13 protein-coding genes are annotated in these 19,664 nt (G+C 71.5%); 2 read left to right on the forward strand and 11 right to left on the reverse strand.

What is annotated here, in order from left to right:
- Nucleotides 1–284: 284 nt before the first annotated feature.
- The 9 genes from ACFWP2_RS36920 to eccD form a co-directional block, all read right to left on the reverse strand.
- Nucleotides 285–1,970, reverse strand: a complete 1,686-nt coding sequence (locus ACFWP2_RS36920; protein WP_380459984.1) for a ribonuclease J — start codon at nt 1,968–1,970, stop codon at nt 285–287.
- A gap of 170 nt (nt 1,971–2,140) precedes the next feature.
- Entirely contained in the window at nt 2,141–3,040 is a 900-nt protein-coding gene (gene dapA, locus ACFWP2_RS36925; RefSeq protein ID WP_380459986.1) for a 4-hydroxy-tetrahydrodipicolinate synthase, read from the reverse strand.
- A gap of 215 nt (nt 3,041–3,255) precedes the next feature.
- Complete coding sequence (gene thyX, locus ACFWP2_RS36930; RefSeq protein WP_380459988.1) at nt 3,256–3,987, reverse strand: FAD-dependent thymidylate synthase; 732 nt, start codon at nt 3,985–3,987, stop codon at nt 3,256–3,258.
- Nucleotides 3,984–4,442, reverse strand: coding sequence for a tetratricopeptide repeat protein (locus ACFWP2_RS36935; RefSeq protein WP_360354459.1), 459 nt, complete (start codon nt 4,440–4,442; stop codon nt 3,984–3,986). The genes thyX and ACFWP2_RS36935 overlap by 4 nt, the downstream gene beginning before the upstream one ends.
- 25 nt (nt 4,443–4,467) lie before the next feature.
- A complete protein-coding gene (gene dapB, locus ACFWP2_RS36940) occupies nt 4,468–5,214 on the reverse strand; it encodes a 4-hydroxy-tetrahydrodipicolinate reductase (protein WP_380459991.1) in 747 nt (248 codons plus the stop codon).
- A 14-nt stretch (nt 5,215–5,228) separates the two neighbouring features.
- Nucleotides 5,229–6,641, reverse strand: a complete 1,413-nt coding sequence (locus ACFWP2_RS36945) for a M16 family metallopeptidase (protein ID WP_380459993.1) — start codon at nt 6,639–6,641, stop codon at nt 5,229–5,231.
- Between the two features lie 58 nt (nt 6,642–6,699).
- Nucleotides 6,700–8,907 (reverse strand): polyribonucleotide nucleotidyltransferase, encoded by a 2,208-nt coding sequence (locus tag ACFWP2_RS36950; RefSeq protein WP_380459994.1) that lies wholly within the window; start codon nt 8,905–8,907, stop codon nt 6,700–6,702.
- A gap of 454 nt (nt 8,908–9,361) precedes the next feature.
- The gene (gene rpsO / locus ACFWP2_RS36955; protein ID WP_031072625.1) at nt 9,362–9,652 is read right to left on the reverse strand and encodes a 30S ribosomal protein S15; all 291 of its coding nucleotides are present in this window, start codon (nt 9,650–9,652) and stop codon (nt 9,362–9,364) included.
- Between the two features lie 224 nt (nt 9,653–9,876).
- On the reverse strand, nt 9,877–11,334 hold the full coding sequence (gene eccD, locus ACFWP2_RS36960) for a type VII secretion integral membrane protein EccD (protein ID WP_380459997.1): 1,458 nt from the start codon (nt 11,332–11,334) through the stop codon (nt 9,877–9,879).
- A gap of 359 nt (nt 11,335–11,693) precedes the next feature.
- Between eccD and eccCa the strand changes: the two genes are divergently transcribed.
- Nucleotides 11,694–15,638 carry a type VII secretion protein EccCa gene (gene eccCa / locus ACFWP2_RS36965; protein WP_380459999.1) on the forward strand — a complete coding sequence of 1,315 codons (3,945 nt, stop codon included), beginning with the start codon at nt 11,694–11,696 and terminating at the stop codon, nt 15,636–15,638.
- Between the two features lie 465 nt (nt 15,639–16,103).
- Nucleotides 16,104–17,507, forward strand: a complete 1,404-nt coding sequence (locus tag ACFWP2_RS36970; RefSeq protein WP_380460001.1) for an APC family permease — start codon at nt 16,104–16,106, stop codon at nt 17,505–17,507.
- Between the two features lie 69 nt (nt 17,508–17,576).
- On the opposite strand, the gene ACFWP2_RS36975 is transcribed toward ACFWP2_RS36970, so the two are convergent.
- Nucleotides 17,577–18,857 carry a hypothetical protein gene (locus ACFWP2_RS36975; protein WP_380460003.1) on the reverse strand — a complete coding sequence of 427 codons (1,281 nt, stop codon included), beginning with the start codon at nt 18,855–18,857 and terminating at the stop codon, nt 17,577–17,579.
- 118 nt (nt 18,858–18,975) lie between these two features.
- Nucleotides 18,976–19,515, reverse strand: coding sequence for a SigE family RNA polymerase sigma factor (locus ACFWP2_RS36980; RefSeq protein WP_380460005.1), 540 nt, complete (start codon nt 19,513–19,515; stop codon nt 18,976–18,978).
- Nucleotides 19,516–19,664 lie beyond the last annotated feature (149 nt).

Raw genomic sequence — 19,664 nt, forward strand, 5'->3', positions numbered from 1 at the left:
CTTCCTTCGGACCGCCTTCCAGCGGACCCTCCGGGCTTCGTTCTTTCGTGTTTCCAGCTTATCAGATGTTTTCCGCTCCGTTTTCCGGAGTTTCACTCATTTGATTCGCTTTTGCCTTTCGGCGCCCCCGAACTCTATCAGAGTTTCTCGGGCCGTTTTCCCCGGTCGTTCTCGAATTCAGATTCGAGCCCGTTTCCGAGGGGCCGTCCCGTGGGGCAACCCGGAGAACATTACGCACCGGGTCGCCCCACGTCAAACCGGCCTCAGCCGGTGACGGTCGAGCGTCAGACCTCGACCACGACCGGCAGGATCATCGGCCGGCGGCGGTAGTTGTCCGCGACCCACTTGCCGATGGTCCGGCGGACCAGCTGCTGCACCTGGCGGGGCTCCAGAACGCCGTCGCTCGCCGAGCGGTCCAGTGCCTCCTGGAGCTTGGCGACCACCGGGCCGAACGCGTTGTCGTCGATGCCGGAGCCGCGGGCCTGGATGGTCGGGCCACCGACGATCTTGCCGTTGGTCGAGTCGACCGCGACGAAGACCGAGATGAAGCCCTCCTCGCCGAGGATCTTGCGGTCCTTGAGCGAGGCCTCGCTGATGTCGCCGACCGAGGAGCCGTCCACGTAGACGTACCCGGCCTGCACCTTGCCGACGATCCGGGCGACGCCGCCCTCCAGGTCGACGCAGACGCCGTCCTCGGCGATGACCACGCGGTTGCGCGGCACCCCGGTGGCGATGCCCAGCTCGGCGGCCGCGCGCAGGTGGCGCCACTCGCCGTGGACCGGCATCAGGTTGCGCGGCTTGCAGATGTTGAAGAAGTAGAGCAGCTCGCCGGCCGAGGCGTGGCCGGAGACGTGCACCTTGGCGTTGCCCTTGTGCACGACCTTGGCGCCCCAGCGGGTCAGGCCGTTGATCACCCGGTAGACGGCGTTCTCGTTGCCCGGGATGAGCGAGGAGGCCAGGACGACGGTGTCGCCCTCGACGATGCGGATCTGGTGGTCGCGGTTGGCCATCCGGGACAGCGCCGCCATCGGCTCGCCCTGCGAACCGGTGCAGATCAGCACGACCTCCTTGTCCGGCAGGTCGTCCAGCTGCTTGACGTCCACGACCATGTTGCCGGGGACCTTCAGGTAGCCGAGGTCACGGGCGATGCCCATGTTGCGGACCATCGAGCGGCCGACGAAGGCGACCTTGCGCTTGTACTCGTGGGCAGCGTCCAGGACCTGCTGGATGCGGTGCACGTGGCTCGCGAAGGAGGCCACGATGATGCGCTTCTCCGCGTTCGCGAAGACGTTGCGCAGCGCCGCCGAGATGTCCCGCTCGTGCGGGATGAAGCCGGGGACCTCGGCGTTGGTGGAGTCCACCAGCAGGAGGTCCATGCCCTCCTCCGCCAGCTTGGCGAAGGTCGGCAGGTCGGTCAGACGGCCGTCCAGCGGCAGCTGGTCCATCTTGAAGTCGCCGGTGGCCACGACCATGCCGGCGGGGGTACGGACCGCCACCGCCAGGGCGTCCGGGATGGAGTGGTTGACGGCGATGAACTCGCAGTCGAAGGGGCCGATGCGCTCGCGCTCGCCTTCCTTGACCTCCAGCACGTACGGGCGGATGCGGTGCTCGGCGAGCTTGGCCTCGATCAGCGCCAGGGTCAGCTTGGAGCCGATCAGCGGGATGTCCGGGTTCTCCCGCAGGAGGAAGGGGACGGCGCCGATGTGGTCCTCGTGCCCGTGGGTGAGGATGATGCCGTCGACCTTGTCGAGGCGGTCCCGGATGTAGCTGAAGTCGGGGAGGATCAGGTCGACGCCGGGCTGCTCGTCCTCGGGGAAGAGGACGCCGCAGTCGACGATCAGGATGCGGTCGCCGTACTCGAGGACCGTCATGTTGCGGCCGATCTCGCCGAGGCCGCCGAGCGGAGTGATGCGGAGGGCGCCCTCCTTCAGTGCCGGGGGCGCGCCGAGCTCGGGGTGCGGGTGGCTCAAAAGACTCTCCTCACGACGCACGCCATATGCCCGGGGTCCTCCCCCTGGAGACATATGGCGTGCGTACTCAGTGTCGTTTTCCTACTGGGTCTGTGCTCTCGCGCCGTCGATCCGGTCCAGCGGCGGACCCTGGGAGGTCCGGCGAGCCGGGGCGCGCACGTCCGTGTCTGCTAGAGGTGTACCCCGCCGGCGGCGAGATCCTGCTTCAATCGCTCGATCTCCTCGGGCGTCGCGCCGACCAGCGGCAGCCGCAGCGGGCCGGCGGGCAGTCCCCGGAGCTCCAGCGCGGCCTTGCCGAGGATGACGCCCTGGGTGCGGAACATACCGCTGAACACCGGGAGCAGGCGCTGGTGGATGCCGGTGGCCTTGGCCACATCTCCCGCCAGGAAGGCCTCGATCATCGCCCGCAGGTCCCCGGCCACCACGTGCCCGACGACGCTGACCACGCCGACGGCTCCGACGGACAGCAGCGGCAGGTTGAGGATGTCGTCGCCGGAGTACCAGGCGAGGTCGGCGCGGGCGATCGCCCAGGCCGCGGCGCCGAGGTCGCCCTTGGCGTCCTTGTTGGCGACGATCCGCGGGTGCTCGCCGAGGCGGACCAGCGTCTCGTGGCTCAGCGCGACCCCGCTGCGGCCCGGGATGTCGTACGCCATGACCGGCAGGCCGGTGGCGTCGGCGACCTGGGTGAAGTGCCGGTACAGGCCCTCCTGCGGGGGCTTGTTGTAGTACGGCGTGACGACCAGCAGGCCGTGCGCCCCGGCCGCCTCCGCCTGCCGGGCGAGCTCCACGCTGTGGTGGGTGTCGTTGGTGCCGACACCGGCCACCACGTGGGCGCGGTCCCCGACCGCCTCGACCACGGCGCGGACCAGCTGGGCCTTCTCGGCGTCGCTGGTGGTCGGGGACTCACCGGTGGTGCCGTTGACGACGAGGCCGTCGTTGCCGGAGTCCACGAGGTGCGTGGCGAGGCGCTGGGCGCCGTCGAGGTCGAGCGCGCCGTCGGCGGTGAACGGGGTGACCATGGCGGTCAGGACCCGGCCGAACGGCGTCTGGGGGGTGGAGGTCGGAGCCATGCGTCCAAAGCTACTCGTAGGCGGTGGGGCGTTACCCATGCCGGTCCGGTGTTCGGACAGGTGGAGCGCGTCGGCGGCGCGGACGTGGGATTCCGGTGCTGCCCGCTCGGGGGTTCAGGCAGCACCGGAATCCGTGTTCACGAATGTAGGGAGCGGCTAGAAAAGCCGCAATCCAGACATGCCAGACACTCTGCCCATATGCCTGTCGTCCCAGGTCAGGGGGCGACTCGGCCGTGCTTCTCGAAGGCCGCATGGGTGAGCGGCATGAGCCGGGCCCACTGCTCCTCCATCTGCTCGGCGACCATCTCGATCTCGCGCTGCGGGAAGGACGGCACCGCCGAGTTCTCCCGCCGGGTGCGCAGCGACAGGAAGTGCATCAGCGAGCGCGAGTTGCAGGTCGCGTACATCGAGGAGAACAGGCCCACCGGCAGGACCGCGCGGGCCACCTCGCGGGCCACCCCGGCGGCCAGCATCTCCTGGTAGCGGGCGTAGGACTCGCGGTACGCGGCCTCCATCGCCTCGGTGGTGGTCCGGTGCTGCTCCGGCGTGCCCTCGTGGAACTCGTACTTGCCGGGGCGGCCCTGCTGGACCAGCTTGCGCTCCTCGCCCGGGACGTAGAAGACCGGCTGGAGCTCGCGGTAGCGGCCGGACTCCTCGTTGTACGACCAGCCGCTGCGGTGCCGGTGGAACTCCCGGAACACGAAGATCGGCGCGCTGATGAAGAAGGTCATCGAGTTGTGCTCGAAGGGCGTGCCGTGCCGGTCGCGCATCAGGAAGTTGATCAGGCCCTTGGACTTCTCCGGGTCCTGCTGGAGGGCCTCCAGGGACTGCTCGCCCGCGGTCGAGACCCGGGCCGCCCAGATGACGTCCGAGTCGGCGGCGGCGCTGCGGACCAGCTCCACCGTCACGTCGCTGCGGAAGCTGGGGGCCGTCGGTTCGTCGCTCACGCGTTACTCCTTGCGGGTTCGGTGCTGTGCAGCCTGATGGCGTGCTGCATGGTCTTGCGGGCGCGCGGGGTGTCGCCGGCGTCGGCGTACGCCACGGCGAGGCGGAACCAGACCCGCCAGTCGCCCGGCGCGTCCTGTGCCTCGCCCTGCCGGCGGGCGAACACCGCGTCGGCCGAGGCCCGGTCGATCCGCCCGCCCTTGCTGCGCTTCAGCTCGTCCACCGGAAGGCCGCCCTCGGCCTCCAGCTCGCGGGCCAGCCGCTCGCTGTCCCGGCCGAAGCGGACGGTCTGGCGCAGGAACCAGACGCCGACCACCGGGATCACGAAGGCGCAGATCCCGATGCCGATGCCGAGCGGCTTGCCGGTGGCGACCAGCTGGACGCCCTCGCCCACGCAGACCAGGGCGACCAGCAGCAGCACGCCGGACAGGACGAAGAAACCGGTACGAGAGGTCATCACGCGCTCCCTGGGGTCGACACTGTCACAGGTCCAGGAAGTGTTCGAGGCCGAAGGTCAGCCCCGGCGTCTCGACCACCTTGCGCGCGCCCAGCAGGATGCCCGGCATGAAGCTGCTGTGGTGCAGCGAGTCGTGCCGGATGGTGAGCGTCTCACCGGTGTCGCCGAACATCACCTGCTGGTGGGCGAGCAGTCCGCGCAGCCGCACCGCGTGCACCGGCACCCCGTCCACGTCGGCGCCGCGCGCGCCGGGCAGGCTGTGGGTGGTCGGGTCCTGCTGCGGCGGCCGGCCGGCCTCGGCCCGGGCGGCCGAGATCAGCTGGGCGGTGCGGGTGGCGGTGCCGCTGGGGGCGTCGGCCTTGCGGTCGTGGTGCAGCTCGACCACCTCGACCGACTCGAAGTACCGGGCGGCGATCTGGGAGAACTTCATGCCGAGGATGGCGCCGATGGAGAAGTTCGGGGCGATCAGCAGACCGAGCTCCGGAGCCTCCTCCAGCCATCCGCGGACGGTGGCGAGCCGCTCGTCCGTCCAGCCCGTGGTGCCGGTGACCACGTGGATGCCGTGGTGCAGGCAGTGGTCCAGGTTGCCCATCACCGAGTCCGGGTGGGTCAGCTCGACCGCGACCTGGGCCCCGGCCGCGGTCAGCTCCTCCAGCGCGGAGCCGCGGCCGAGGGCGGCGACCAGCTCCATGTCCGGAGCGGCCTCGACGGCCTTGACCGCCTCGGAACCGATCCTGCCCTTGGCGCCGATCACGGCGACACGCAGCGTCATGGTGAAACGTCCTCTCAGACCAGCAGATCGGCGAGCTTGGCGGCCCGCTTGTCGTTGACCGGGCCGATCAGGGCGAGCGACGGCCGGTGCGCGCCCAGCACATCACGCGCCACCGCGTGGACGTCCTCCAGGGTCACCGCGGCGATCCGCTCCAGCATCTCGTCCACCGACAGGTGGTGCCCGTAGCTGAGCTCGGCCTTGCCGATCCGGTTCATCAGCGAGCCGGTGTCCTCCATGCCGAGCACGGTGGAACCGGAGATCTGGCCGATCGCCCGGGTCAGCTCCTCCTCGGTGATGCCCTCCTCGACCACCTTGGCCAGCTCGGCGCGGCAGATCCGCAGCACCTCCTCGACCCGCTTGGGCTGGCAGCCGGCGTAGATGCCGAACAGGCCGCTGTCCGCGTAGGACGAGGAGTACGAGTAGACCGAGTACGCCAGGCCCCGCTTCTCGCGGACCTCCTGGAACAGCCGGGAGCTCATCCCGCCGCCGAGGGCCGCGTTGAGCACGCCCATCGCCCAGCGGCGCTCGTCGTGCCGCGGCACCCCGGGCACGCCCAGCACCAGGTGGGCCTGCTCGGTGGAGCGGTTGAGCACCTCGACCCTGCCGGCCGTGCGCAGCGCCTTGACGCCGCGGCGGGCCTCGGCGGGGGCCGCGGTGGACGCCGCCAGCACCGGCGCGAAGGCCTGCTCGACCTGCTTCACCACCTTGCGGTGGTCGAGGTTGCCGGCCGCGGCGACGACCAGGTGCTCGGGCCGGTAGCGGCGGCGGTAGAAGCCGGCGATCTGGTCCCGGGTGAGCGTCCGGATGGTCTCCTGGGTGCCGAGGATCGGGCGGCCGAGCGGGCCGCTGCCGTAGATCACCTTGGCGAACAGGTCGTGCACCACGTCGCCCGGGTCGTCCTCGGCCATCGCCATCTCCTCCAGGATGACGCCGCGCTCGGCCTCCACGTCCTCGGGCCGGATCAGCGAGCCGGTGAGCATGTCGCAGACCACGTCGATGGCCAGCGGCAGGTCGGTGTCCAGGACCCGGGCGTAGTAGCAGGTGTTCTCCTTCGCGGTGAAGGCGTTCATCTCGCCGCCGACCGCGTCCAGGGCGGCCGAGATGTCCAGCGCGCTGCGCCGCTCGGTGCCCTTGAAGAGCAGGTGCTCCAGGTAGTGGGTGGCGCCGTTGAGCTGCGGGGTCTCGTCCCGCGAGCCGACGCCGACCCAGATGCCGAAGGTCGCGGAGCGCACCGTGGGCAGGGTCTCGGTGACGACCCGAAGGCCGCCGGGGAGGACGGTGCGGCGCACCGTGCCGGCGCCGTCGACGCCCTTGAGCAGGGTCCGGGTGGTGCCGGGACGCTGCGTTACCGCCGGGGCCTGCGCCACGGGGGGTACCTCCAGAGGAAACGCACGTGCCGGGGCACGTACGGACGAACGCGTGGACAACGGGGTGCGGCCCGCACGCCGGGAGGCGTACGGGCCGCGGGGGTCAGCTAGCGGCGCTTCACTCGGAAGCGGCCTCGCCGCCCTCCTCGCCCTCGATGACCGGGATCAGGGAGAGCTTGCCGCGCGGGTCGATCTCGGCGATCTCGACCTGGACCTTGGCGCCGACGCCGAGGACGTCCTCGACGTTCTCGACGCGCTTGCCGCCGGCCAGCTTGCGGATCTGCGAGATGTGCAGCAGGCCGTCCTTGCCCGGCATCAGCGACACGAACGCGCCGAACGTCGTGGTCTTGACCACGGTGCCCAGGTAGCGCTCGCCGACCTCCGGCATGGTCGGGTTGGCGATCTGGTTGATCGTGGTGCGGGCGGCCTCGGCGGCCGGGCCGTCGGCGGCACCGATGTAGATGGTGCCGTCGTCCTCGATCGTGATCTCGGCGCCGGTGTCCTCCTGGATCTGGTTGATCATCTTGCCCTTGGGGCCGATGACCTCACCGATCTTGTCCACCGGGATCTTGATGGTGATGATGCGCGGCGCGTTCGGGGACATCTCGTCGGGCGAGTCGATGGCCTCGTTCATCACGTCGAGGATGTGCAGGCGGGCGTCCTTGGCCTGCTTCAGCGCGGCGGCGAGCACCGACGCCGGGATGCCGTTCAGCTTGGTGTCCAGCTGGAGGGCGGTGATGAAGTTGCGGGTACCGGCGACCTTGAAGTCCATGTCGCCGTACGCGTCCTCGGCGCCGAGGATGTCGGTCAGCGTGACGTAGTGGGTCTCGCCGTCGATCTCCTGGGAGATCAGACCCATGGCGATGCCGGCGACGGCGGCCTTCAGCGGCACACCGGCGTTCAGCAGCGACATGGTCGAGGCGCAGACCGAGCCCATCGAGGTGGAGCCGTTGGAGCTGAGCGCCTCGGAGACCTGGCGGATGGCGTACGGGAACTCCTCGCGGGTCGGCAGCACCGGCAGCAGGGCGCGCTCGGCGAGCGCGCCGTGGCCGATCTCGCGGCGCTTGGGCGAGCCCACGCGGCCGGTCTCACCGACGGAGTACGGCGGGAAGTTGTAGTTGTGCATGTAGCGGCGGCGCGTCTCCGGGGAGAGCGTGTCCAGCTGCTGCTCCATGCGCAGCATGTTCAGCGTGGTGACGCCCAGGATCTGGGTCTCGCCGCGCTCGAACAGGGCCGAGCCGTGCACCCGCGGGATGGCCTCGACCTCGGCGGCCAGGGTGCGGATGTCGGTGACGCCGCGGCCGTCGATGCGGACCTTGTCCGTGATGACGCGCTCGCGGACGATCTTCTTGGTCAGCGCGTTGTAGGCGGCGCTGATCTCCTTCTCGCGGCCCTCGAACTCGGGCAGCAGCTTCTCGGCGGCCAGCGCCTTGACGCGGTCCAGCTCGTTGTTGCGCTCCTGCTTGCCCGGGATGGTCAGGGCCTGGGCGAGCTCGTCCTTGACGGCGGCGGTCAGCGCGGCGAGGACGTCGTCCTGGTAGTCCAGGAAGACCGGGAACTCGCCGGTCGGCTTGGCGGCCTGGGCGGCCAGCTGCGACTGCGCGGCGCACAGGACCTTGATGAACGGCTTCGCGGCCTCCAGGCCGGCGGCGACGATCTCCTCGGTCGGCGCCTCGGCGCCGCCCTCGACCAGCTTGATGGTCTTGTCGGTGGCCTCGGCCTCGACCATCATGATCGCGACGTCGCCGTCCGGCAGGACGCGACCGGCGACGACCATGTCGAAGACGGCCGACTCCAGCTCGCTGTGGGTCGGGAAGGCGACCCACTGACCGTTGATCAGCGCGACGCGGACGCCACCGATCGGGCCGGAGAACGGCAGGCCCGCCAGCTGGGTGGACGCGGAGGCGGCGTTGATCGCGACCACGTCGTACAGGTGGTCGGGGTTGAGCGCCATCACGGTGACGACGACCTGGACCTCGTTGCGCAGGCCCTTGACGAAGGACGGGCGCAGCGGGCGGTCGATCAGGCGGCAGGTGAGGATCGCGTCCTCGGAGGGCCGGCCCTCGCGACGGAAGAACGAGCCGGGGATGCGGCCCGCGGCGTACATCCGCTCCTCGACGTCCACGGTCAGCGGGAAGAAGTCGAAGTGCTCCTTCGGCTGCTTGGACGCGCTCGTGGCCGACAGCACCATGGTGTCGTCGTCCAGGTAGGCCACGGCGGAACCGGCGGCCTGACGGGCCAGGCGGCCGGTCTCGAAGCGGATGGTACGGGTGCCGAAGGAACCGTTGTCGATCACGGCCTCGGCGTAGAACACGTTCTCTTCCACCTGGAAGATCTCCTCTTTCGTACGTCTCCGGGAGAGCGTCCCCGCGCACTGCCTGCGGTGGGCCCCGGGCCCTCGTCAGGGAGGGCGGCAGTCGGGCCGGTCTTCGATCGAAGCCTCCGGAGTGCCCCGCTCGGTCTGCGGGGGTTCCGACGGCCACTACCGAGGACCGGCGCCTCACGGCTGCCGGGCCGGGAAGGGCGGTCCGCGTCTGGACGCTCTCTCGGATGCGGGCGGCTTCCGTTTGAAGCCTTCGTCCCGCGGGGGGTTGGGGTCCTTCTGCCCGGGTGGCGCGCTGGTGCGCCATCACCCGGCATGCCCACAACCCTACGGTGCAATCCTCGGCCACCTGGGGAGGTGCGCGCGAGTTGTTATCTCAGGGCGCCGCGGCTCGACGGCCGCGGCATACGCGCGAGGGGCGGCTCCCCGGTGTGGGGAGCCGCCCCGTGCGGCGGTCTTAGCGGGCGCCGCCGGCGGCACCGCGGCGGATGCCCAGGCGGTCGACGAGCGTACGGAAGCGCTCGATGTCCTTCTTGGCCAGGTACTGCAGCAGGCGGCGGCGCTGGCCGACCAGGATCAGCAGGCCACGACGCGAGTGGTGGTCGTGCTTGTGGGTCTTGAGGTGCTCGGTCAGGTCCGAGATGCGACGGGAGAGCATGGCCACCTGGACCTCGGGGGAACCGGTGTCGCCCTCCTTCTGGCCGAACTCGGCGAAGATCTGCTTCTTGACGTCAGAGGCGAGAGCCACTGCAACTCCTTCGGGGTCTACCGAGCGGTCCTGGTCGACAGCACAGGACTCATCGAGAACTCGGTGTCGCGAACGCGGCCGGAACTCTGCGGCCCCCGGAGGGGCTGCGGACACACGGCTGCGCTCGGAGGCCAAGCGTACCAGTGCCGCCCCACCCGACCGTCCGGCGGATCCGCGGGCGGCCGGGAGGGCGGCATCGGGGGCGGCAGCGGGCGGCCCGCGGGTCAGCCGGTGGCGCCGCGGACCAGCCGGTAGACGTCCAGGACGGCGAGCGCCAGCGGGACGAGCGAGATCAGCGTGAGGCTGTCCACCAGGTCCAGGATGCGTCCCCAGAACGGGGAGACCCCGAGCCGCGGCACCACCAGGGCGATCGCGGTGAGCAGCGCGGCACCGAAGGCGATCGAGGCGGTCAGCCAGATCGTGCGCAGGTCGAGCTCGGTGGTGGAGCCGGCCGCCCGCAGGAAGAACTGCGGGGTGTGCAGGGAGAGCCCCACGATCAGCAGGCTCAGGCCGAGCAGGCCGGCCACGGTGAGGCTGATCACCTGCGCGGTGTAGCGGAACAGCCGGGCGCGCAGCATGGTGGTCAGGCCCAGGGCGAGCGCGAGCAGCTCGGGGAAGGTCTCGTCGGTGAAGCCGAGGACGGCGCAGGCGCCGACCACGACCGCGGCGCAGCCGCCGACCAGGCCGACCAGCACCTCGTGGCCGCGGCGGGCCTGGTGCGCGATCCGCTCGTACTGGACGGCCTCGGCGCGCTCGGCCTCCTCGTCGTAGTCCCGGCTGCGGGTGCGGGTCTGGCCGGGGGCGCTGAAGCCGACCGGCAACCGGGCGAAGCGGGCGGAGAGGCTGGGCAGGAAGCCGACCACGGCGACGGCGGCGACACCGGTGACGGCGGCGATGTGCCCGGCCGGGGTCTCCGGGAGCAGGACGGCCGCGAAGGTGGCGAGCGCGCCTGCGGTGGAGACCAGGGCGGCGGCGACGAACACCGCGTCCTTCTCCGGCAGCAGGCCGGCCAGCAGTACGGAGACCACCAGGACGGTGACGCAGCCGGCCAGGAACTGGAGCCGGCCGGGGCCGTCGCCCAGGTGGGCGACGGCGATGACGCCGCTGCCGCCGATCATGGCGTGCGGCAGCGCACCGAGGCCGAGCGCCACGGCCGCGTGGGCGTCCTGGTAGACCCGGGCGCGCACCCCGGCGAACGCCGTGAGCACGACGGCGATGACGCCGGCCAGGACGCCGGGCAGGCCGTGCATGTCGTGGCGCAGGTCGGAGAACCAGAGCGCGAAGCCCAGCAGGGTGAGCAGCACCCCGGCGCCGATCAGGCCGAAGCCCCGCATCAGCTCGGCGGTCCAGAACCGGCGGTCGGCCTCGACGGCGCTGGCGATCGCGTCGGCGACGTCGTCGTAGACGGCCGGTGGGAGCGACTCGGCGAAGGGGCGCAGCGCCAGCAGGTCGCCGTCGCGGACCTGCTGGGCGGCCAGCGGCAGCCCGCTGTCGAGCACCGTGCCGTCGCGGCGGACCAGGTGGAAGCCGGTGGGGGTGCCGTCGGGCTGGCTCTGGTTGGCCAGGCGCAGCACCTCGGGGTAGACGTCCGCGAGCGGGACGTCCTCGGGCAGGGCGACGTCGATCCGGCGGTCCGGGGCGACGACGGTCACCCGGCAGTAGCCCGTCGCGGCGGTACTCATGCGTCCCCCTCGCTGCGCTCGCCCATGAGGGCCCCCACCTCGATCCTTCGACGCACTTGGCGCTCCCCCTTGTTGACGGTGCCGAGGCACGGCGGCGCTCGGTGTTGCTGCGGAACCGGCCCGACCGGGCCGCGAGTTGGCGCGGCGTTACCCTACCCGTTCGGTTCGTGTCCGCCGCCGGTGCGTACCGGGCCCTGGCGGGCGGTGCGCGGGCGACCGTTAGGATCGGCGCCTGCGCAAAGGTACGGGGGCTGCGCTGGGTGGGGCGTCCTCAGCCACCGGATTCCCGTACGGACCGTACGCAATCGCGTGAGGGCTGATGCCGAAGTGATCGATCGACGCCGCGGGGTGGATGACACATGGGTGTGATCACGGTCAAGCGACCGGCCAGGGCGTACCCGCCCACCGTGCCGGACGAACCGGTGGAGCTGGTGAGCCCGCCCGAACTGCCCCGGCAGGGCGGCGAGGACTGGCTGATGAGCCTCCTGCCGATGATGGGCATGGGCGGCTCGGCGGTGTTCTTCTTCTCGCCGGGGGCCGCCGCCCCGATGAAGATCATGGGCGGTCTGATGGTCGCCTCGACGCTCGGCATGGTGCTGGCGCAGATCGTCCGGGCCCGCAAGGGCGGTTCGACCGCGATGGCCGACGAACGGCGCGACTACCTGAAGTACCTCCAGCAGACCCGCCGCCAGGTGCGCCGCACGGCGGAGCGCCAGCGCGGCGCGCTGCTGTTCCTGAACCCGGCGCCGGACCAGCTCTGGTCGATCGTCGAGGACGGCCGGCGGCTGTGGGAACGGCGCACCGGGGACGGCGACTTCGCGCAGATCCGGGTGGGCCTCGGGCCGGTGCAGCTGTCCACGCCGCTGGTGGCGCCGCAGACCGCGCCGATGGACGAGCTGGAGCCGCTGGCGGCGGCCGCGATGCACTCCTTCCTGAAGGCCCACGGCACCCTCCAGGACCTGCCGTTGGCGGTCTCGCTGCGGGCGTTCTACCACATCACGGTGTGCGGGGAGCCGGACTCGGTGTACGGGAACGTGCGCGCGATGATCGCCCAGCTGACCACCCTGCACTCGCCGGACGACCTGATGGTCGCGGTCGCGGCCGCGCCCGGTGCGGCCGAGGAGTGGGAGTGGACCAAGTGGCTCCCGCACAACCAGCACCGCAAGGAGGCCGACGGCGCGGGCTCGCGCCGGCTGTTCGCCGCCGACCTGGGCGACCTGGAGTACCTGCTCCAGGACGAGCTGGCCGGCCGCCAGCGCTTCGTGCGGGAGGTGGCGCCGCCGTCCGACCAGCCGCACCTGGTGGTCGTCATGGACGGCGCCGGGGTGCCGCACGACTCGCTGCTGGCGAGCCCGGAGGGCGTGCAGGGCGTGACGGTCATCGAGGTGGTGCCGGGCGAGGTCGACGAGCCCAGCGGGCACCTGATGGTGACGGTCGGCGCCGAGGAACTGGTGCTGCGCTCGGCCTCCGGCGCGACGTACACCGGCAAGCCCGACCTGCTCTCGGTGTGGCAGTCCGAGGCGCTGGCACGGCAGTTGGCGCCGTACCGGATCTCGGCCGGCGGCGACGACGAGCCGCTGCTGTCCAACCTCGACTTCACCGACATGATGGGCTCCGGCGACCCGGGCTCCTTCGACGTGGCCCGCAGCTGGCGCCCGCGCGCCCAGCACGAGCGGATGCGGGTGCCGATCGGCGTCGGCGCCAACGGCGAGCACGTCTACCTGGACATCAAGGAAGCCGCGCTGGAGGGCATGGGCCCGCACGGCCTGTGCGTGGGCGCGACCGGTTCCGGCAAGTCGGAGCTGCTGCGCACGCTGGTGCTGGCACTGGCGATGACCCACTCCTCGGAGATCCTGAACTTCGTCCTCGCCGACTTCAAGGGCGGTGCGACCTTCTCCGGCATGGCGGACATGCCGCACACCTCCGCGGTGATCACCAACCTGGAGGGCGAGCTCACCCTGGTCGACCGCATGCGCGACGCGATCGAGGGCGAGCTGCACCGCCGCCAGGAGCTGCTGCGCTCGGCGGGCAACTACGCCAACATCCACGAGTACGAGCGGGCCCGGGCGGCCGGCGCGGCCCTGGACCCGCTGCCCTCGCTGGTGCTGATCATCGACGAGTTCTCCGAACTCCTCACCGCCAAGCCCGACTTCATCGAGATGTTCATCCAGATCGGCCGGATCGGCCGTTCGCTGGGCGTCCACCTGCTGCTGGCCTCGCAGCGCCTGGAGGAGGGCAAGCTGCGCGGCCTGGACACCTATCTGTCGTACCGGATCGGTCTGCGCACCTTCTCGGCCGCGGAGTCCCGGGCGGCGATCGGCGTGCCGGACGCCTACCACCTGCCGCCGGTGCCGGGCGTCGGCTACCTCAAGTTCGGCGAGGACGTGATGGACCGGTTCAAGGCCGCCTACGTCTCGGGGCCGTACCGGGCGCCGGGGCAGCAGCGGTCGACCGGCGGGCGGCGGGTCGACGCGCGCCCGGTGGAGTTCACCGCGGCCTTCGTGGACCTCCCGGACCCGGTGGAGGAGGAGGTCGCACCGCAGGTCCCGGAGCAGGACGACGCCCTGGTGGACACCGTGCTGGACGTGTTCGTCCAGCGGATGGCCGGCCAGGGCCCGGCCGCGCACCAGGTGTGGCTGCCGCCGCTGGACGAGGCGCCGAGCATGGACCACCTGCTGCCGCCGCTCCAGGTCGTGCCGGAGCGCGGGCTGACCGCGCCCGGCTACCCGGTGGGCCGGCTGCGGGTGCCGATCGGCATCGTGGACAAGCCGCGCGAGCAGAAGACGGACATCCTGGAGGTCGACTACGCGGGGGCGGCCGGCCACGGCCTGATCGTGGGCGGCCCGCGCTCCGGCAAGTCCACCGTGGTGCGCACCACGGTGGCCTCGTTCGGCCTCACCCACACCCCGCTGGAGGTGCAGTTCTACCTGCTCGACTTCGGCGCGGGCAGCTTCCAGTCGATCGCCGGGCTGCCGCACGTCGGCGGGGTGGCCGGGCGCCTGGACGTGGACAAGGTGCGCCGGATGGTCTCCGAGGTGCACGGGGTGCTCAACCGGCGCGAGGAGCTGTTCCGGGTCGCCGGGATCGACACCATCGCCACCTACCGGGCCCGCCGGGCGGCCGGCCAGCTGCCGGACGAGGCCTTCGGCGACGTCTTCCTGGTGATCGACGGCTGGAACACCTTCAAGCAGGAGTTCGAGGGCCTGGAGCCGGTGATCGGCGACATCGCCCAGCGCGGCCTCGGCTACGGCGTGCACCTGGTCATCACCGCGGCCCGGTACGCCGAGGTGCGCCCGGCACTGAAGGACCTGCTGCAGAACCGGACCGAGCTGAAGCTCGGTGACGCGATGGAGTCCGAGGTCGACCGCCGGGTGGCGCAGAACGTCCCGCCGCTGGCCGGGCGCGGCATCACCCCGGAGCGGCTGCACTTCCTGTCCGGCCTGCCGCGCCTGGACGGCTCCTCCTCGGTGGAGGACCTGCAGAACGGGGTGGCCGGGCTGGTCGGCGCCGTCGACGGGGCCTGGAGCGGCCCGCGCGCCCCGCAGGTGCGGATGCTGCCGGCCGTGCTGGACGGCCACTCACTGCCGAAGGGCTTCGAGCACCCGGAGCGCGGCGTCGCCTTCGGCGTGGACGAGGCGGAGCTGGCGCCGGTCTTCGTCAACTTCGAGACCGACCCGCTGTTCATCGTCTTCGGCGACACCGAGTCCGGGAAGTCGGCGATGCTGCGGATGCTGATCAAGCAGATCACCGAGCGCTACACCCCGGACCAGGCGGGCATCGTGGTCGGCGACTACCGGCGCGCACTGCTCGGCACCGTGCCGCCGGAGTACCTGGTGGAGTACGCGGCCGCGCAGCCGGCCATGGCGGCCATCGTGGACATGCTGCGCGGCGCCTGCTCGCGCCGCCTGCCGGGCCCGGACGTGACCGCCGAGCAGCTGCGCAACCGCAGCTGGTACAGCGGCAAGGACATGTTCGTGATCGTCGACGACTACGAGCTGGTCGCGACGAGCTCGGGCAACCCGCTGGCCCCGCTGGCCGAGTTCCTGCCGTTCGCCCGTGACATCGGCCTGCGGGTGATCGTGGCCCGCAGCGCGGGCGGCGCCGGCCGCTCGCTGTACGAGCCGGTGCTGCAGCGGATGCGCGAGCTCGGCGGCCAGGGCGTGATCCTCTCCGGCAACCGGGACGAGGGCGCGCTGCTGGGGACGGTCAAGCCGCAGGCGCTGCCGCCGGGCCGAGGGGTCTACGTGTCGCGCCGCGCGACCCACGGGCAGATGGTCCAGACGGGCTGGCTGCCGGTGGCGTAGCCGCGCCGGTCGTCACGGAAGGTGATCGAAGGGGTCGGACTCGTGGAGTCCGACCCCTTCGGCGTCCCGGGTTCCGAAACGTTACCTGTCACTTTCCGGCCGGGGGCTGCGGTTCCCGTACCCGGCCGGGGAGTTGCCGGGCGTTTCGGGGGAACCTGGGCGTGTCGCCGTCCACTCGGAGCACCACCTTTGAATCACGCACCTCTCCCCTTGTTCACCTTCGATTCAATTGCAATGTGGCCAAGGTAACAAGTCGGACAAAGCTCGCAATGACCGAACGTGATCATCGGATCGCATGTTCATACCGTCTGGCGCAACGGATTCCGAAGCAGTTCCGGCGTTGACGCGATCAATACGACCGAGGTTCCATTGCGGCTCGGGAGCGACTGGAACCGGACACCGAGCAACCAGCCAGCGGAGGCGATACCGCTCCCACTCCAGCACGCACAGCCGATCGGAAGCCACATGACCGACACGCTTCGTCCGCCACAGACCGTAGCCGCCACGGCGGCCGAGGCGGCCGCGCCCCAGCAGCTCAAGCGCTCGATCGGCGTCGTGGGCGGCACCCTGCTCACGCTGTCCTGCGTCACCCCCGCCTCGACGCTCTTCGTGATCGTGCCGGAACTGTTCTCCAGCATCGGCAGCGCCACCGCGCTGGCCATCGCGATCGGCACCGTGCTCTGCGTCGCGGTCGCCTTCTGCTACTCCGAGCTCGGCACCCTGATCCCCAGCGCCGGCGGCGAGTACGCGATGGTCGGCACCCTCGCCGGACGGCTGATGGGCTGGCTGGTCTTCGTGCTCTCGCTGATCGTGGTGATGATCGTCCCGTCGGTCATCGCCCTCGGCACCGCCGACTACCTCGCCCCCGTCCTGCACCTGGACAAGGCCATGACCGGAGCCGCCGTGATGCTGGCCGCCACCCTGGCCGGCCTGCTCGACCTGCGCGCCAACGCCTGGATCACCGGCATCTTCCTGGTCCTGGAGGTCATCGCGGCCGGCGTGGTCTCGGTGCTCGGCTTCGCCCACACCAACAGCGACGCCCCCAGCCTGCTGCACGGCGTGGTCGCCGGGGACGGCGGCGCCACCACCACGGTCAGCGTGGGCGCCATCGTCGGCGCGCTCGGCATCGCCCTGTTCATCACCCAGGGCTTCTCCACCGCGGTCTACCTGTCGGAGGAGCTGGAGAACCCCCGCCGCAACGTCTCGCGCACCGTGCTGTGGACGCTCGGCATCTCCTCGGCCGTCATCCTGGTCCCGGTCGTCGCCATCACCATGGGCGCCCCCGACCTCCAGACCCTGTCCTCCGGCGACATCTCCGGCATGGTCACCGCCTGGAGCAACTCCGCGGTCGGCACCTTCATCAGCCTCTGCGTCGCGCTGGCCATCATCAACGCCGGCATCGTCATGGTCATCCAGAACTCCCGGGTGCTGTTCGCCTCCGCCCGTGACAAGGCCTGGCCGGAGCCGGTCAACAAGGCCTTCAGCACTCTCGGCCGGTTCGGCTCGCCGTGGGTCGCCACCCTGGCGGTCGGCCTGCCCGGCGCCGCGCTCTGCTTCGTCAAGGGCGAGCTGCTGAGCAACATCACCGGCGTCGCCGTCACCGGGATGTACCTGCTGGTCGCGATCGCCGCACTGCTCTCCCGCCGCGCCCACCACAAGCACGCCGCCGCCTGGCGGATGCCGCTGTGGCCGGCCGTCCCGGTCGTGCTGATCGCCGTCCTGGTCTACGTGATGACCAAGCTGGACACCGAGCCCCTGCTGTGGACCGGCGGCATCACCGCCGCCGCCACCCTCTACTGGCTGTTCTACCTGCGCCCCCGGCAGGACACCCACTGGGTGATCAGCCTCCCCGAGGACCAGCAGGACTGACCCCCACCCCTCCCCCACACGGCGGTGCCCCGGGCCTCCCCCAGCCCGGGGCACCGCCGTACGCATGTCCTACTTCTTCGCCTTCCAGGCGGGGCTGGTGGCGATCGCCTTCACCTGGTCCGCGCTGAGCAGCGGCTCGGCGTTCGGCGTCTGCTTGTCGTTGGGCAGCTGGTAGACCAGCACCTCCGTGCCGTCCGGGCGCAGCACGTTCACCGTCAGCGGCTTCTCCTTGCCCGCCGGGTCCCCGTTGACGAGGATCCGGCTCCCGTCGGGGAGGGTGTCCGCGTCCTTGAAGGCCCGCTCGCCCAGCGGGTTCCCGCCGCCCCCCCAGTTCTCCACCCGCAGTATCAGCGCGCCGGCGGCCCGGCCCCGGGCCAGCTGGAAGGTGGCCGAGAGCGCGTTGCCGGAGCGGCCGGTCACGCTCATTCCCTGGGGCAGCAGCCCGGCCAGGACGGACTCCCGGTCGGCCAGCGACAGGTGGGGGTCGACCGCGTCCTCGTTGACGCCGTCGTACTGGACCGCCGCGACGATCCGGTCCCAGGACCGGTCGGTCACGACCGCCCTCAGCTGCTCCGGGGTGAGCGGCGGGTTGGGGCGGCTGTCCGGAGCGCCCTTCTCCTTGGGCGCGTTCCACTCGTGGACGGAGATGCTCCGGCCGTCCGGGCCGGTCAGCACGGCCGACCACTCCTTGGTGTCGGCCCGGTTGTCCGAGTACTCGTAGCCCTGCTCCAGCAGAAGCCGGGAGCCGTCCGGCAGGGTGGTGTCGGCGCAGGAGTCGATCCGGGCGAGCTTGAAGTCCGTCGGGCAGGTGGGCGCCTGCGTCTGCTTGGGCCAGTGCTTCTGGATGCCCAGCTGGAGCAGCGACCTGCCGTGGCCGTCGTCGAGGACCAGGCTCGCCGAGGCGTAGGTGCCGCCCTGCCGCTGGTCGTCGGTGCCTTGGCCCTTGGCCTCGGTGGTCTCGCCCTTGGGCAGCAGGGCCCGGAAGGTGGCCAGCACCTCGTCGCCGGAGACCGGCGTCGGGGCGGCGGACTTCACGGCGGTCGGGGTGGCCGCGGCGGCGGCACTGGTGGTGCCGGTGGCGGCGGTGGCGGCGGTGCTCACCGGGGCGGAGGCCGCGCTCACCGTGCCCGCGTCCCTCCCGCCCGGGGCGCCCAGGTACACCGCGCCGGTGCCCACCAGGGCCAGCGCGGCCGCACCGCCCACCACGGCGGCGGTCGAGCGGCGGCGCCAGCGGCGGCGGCCTCGCTGGTAGCCGCCCGCGACCAGGCCTGCCTGTTCGGTGCGGAAGCCTTCGCCCGTACGGGTGAGGGCGTAGAGAAGATCGTCCTCGAACTTGTCCGGTTCGGACATGGGTGTTCACCGTCTCCTTGCGTGCGTCGCTGGTTGCGGGAGGTGCCGTGTCACGGATGGCGGAAAGAGCCGGGCGGCCGGGTGGCCGGGTGGCCGAGTGGCCGGGTGGCCGCCGGTCTCAGCGGGCGGCGAGCTCGGTCAGCGAGTCACCCAGCATCGCGCGCAGCCGGGCCAGGGCCCGGGTGGTGCGGGTGCGGACGGCGCCGGAGGAGACCCGCATGGCCTCGGCGGTCTCCTCGACGCTGCGGTCCTCCCAGTAGCGCAGCACCAGGACCGCGCGGTCCTTGGGCGGCATCCGGCCGAGCGCGTCGAGGAGGGTCAGCCGCAGGGTGCTGTCGACGTCCTGCCCCTCCGGCTCCGGCAGGGCGTCGCTCGGACGCTCGCCGCTGGAACGGCGGCGCTGCTGGGCGAGGAAGGTGCGCACCATGACGGTGTGGGTGTAGGCCGCCGGGTTGTCGATCCGGCCGCGCCCGGTGAAGGCGCTGCGCCGCCACAGCACGTACATCCGGCTGAGGGCCTCCTGCACGAGGTCCTCGGCGTAGTGGGTGTCGCCGCTGGTCAGCAGACAGGCCGAGCGGTACAGGTGGCCGGTCCGGCTGGAGACGAGCTCCAGGAACTCCGCGTCCTTGGCCTCCCGGCCCGCCCCGATCCACCGCATGCGCCCTGCCCCCCGTGGTCCGCCCTCCCTGACACTTCATCGATGCGTCGGGCGGGCGGCGGTGTTACAGGGGTTCCGGCGGATCTTCGACGAGCCGACCGGCGCCGGGGGCGAGCGGGAGCCGGACGGAAGCCCGGCGGGAGCCGGGC

The organism is Kitasatospora sp. NPDC058444 (assembly GCF_042721415.1).
GTDB lineage: Bacteria > Actinomycetota > Actinomycetes > Streptomycetales > Streptomycetaceae > Kitasatospora.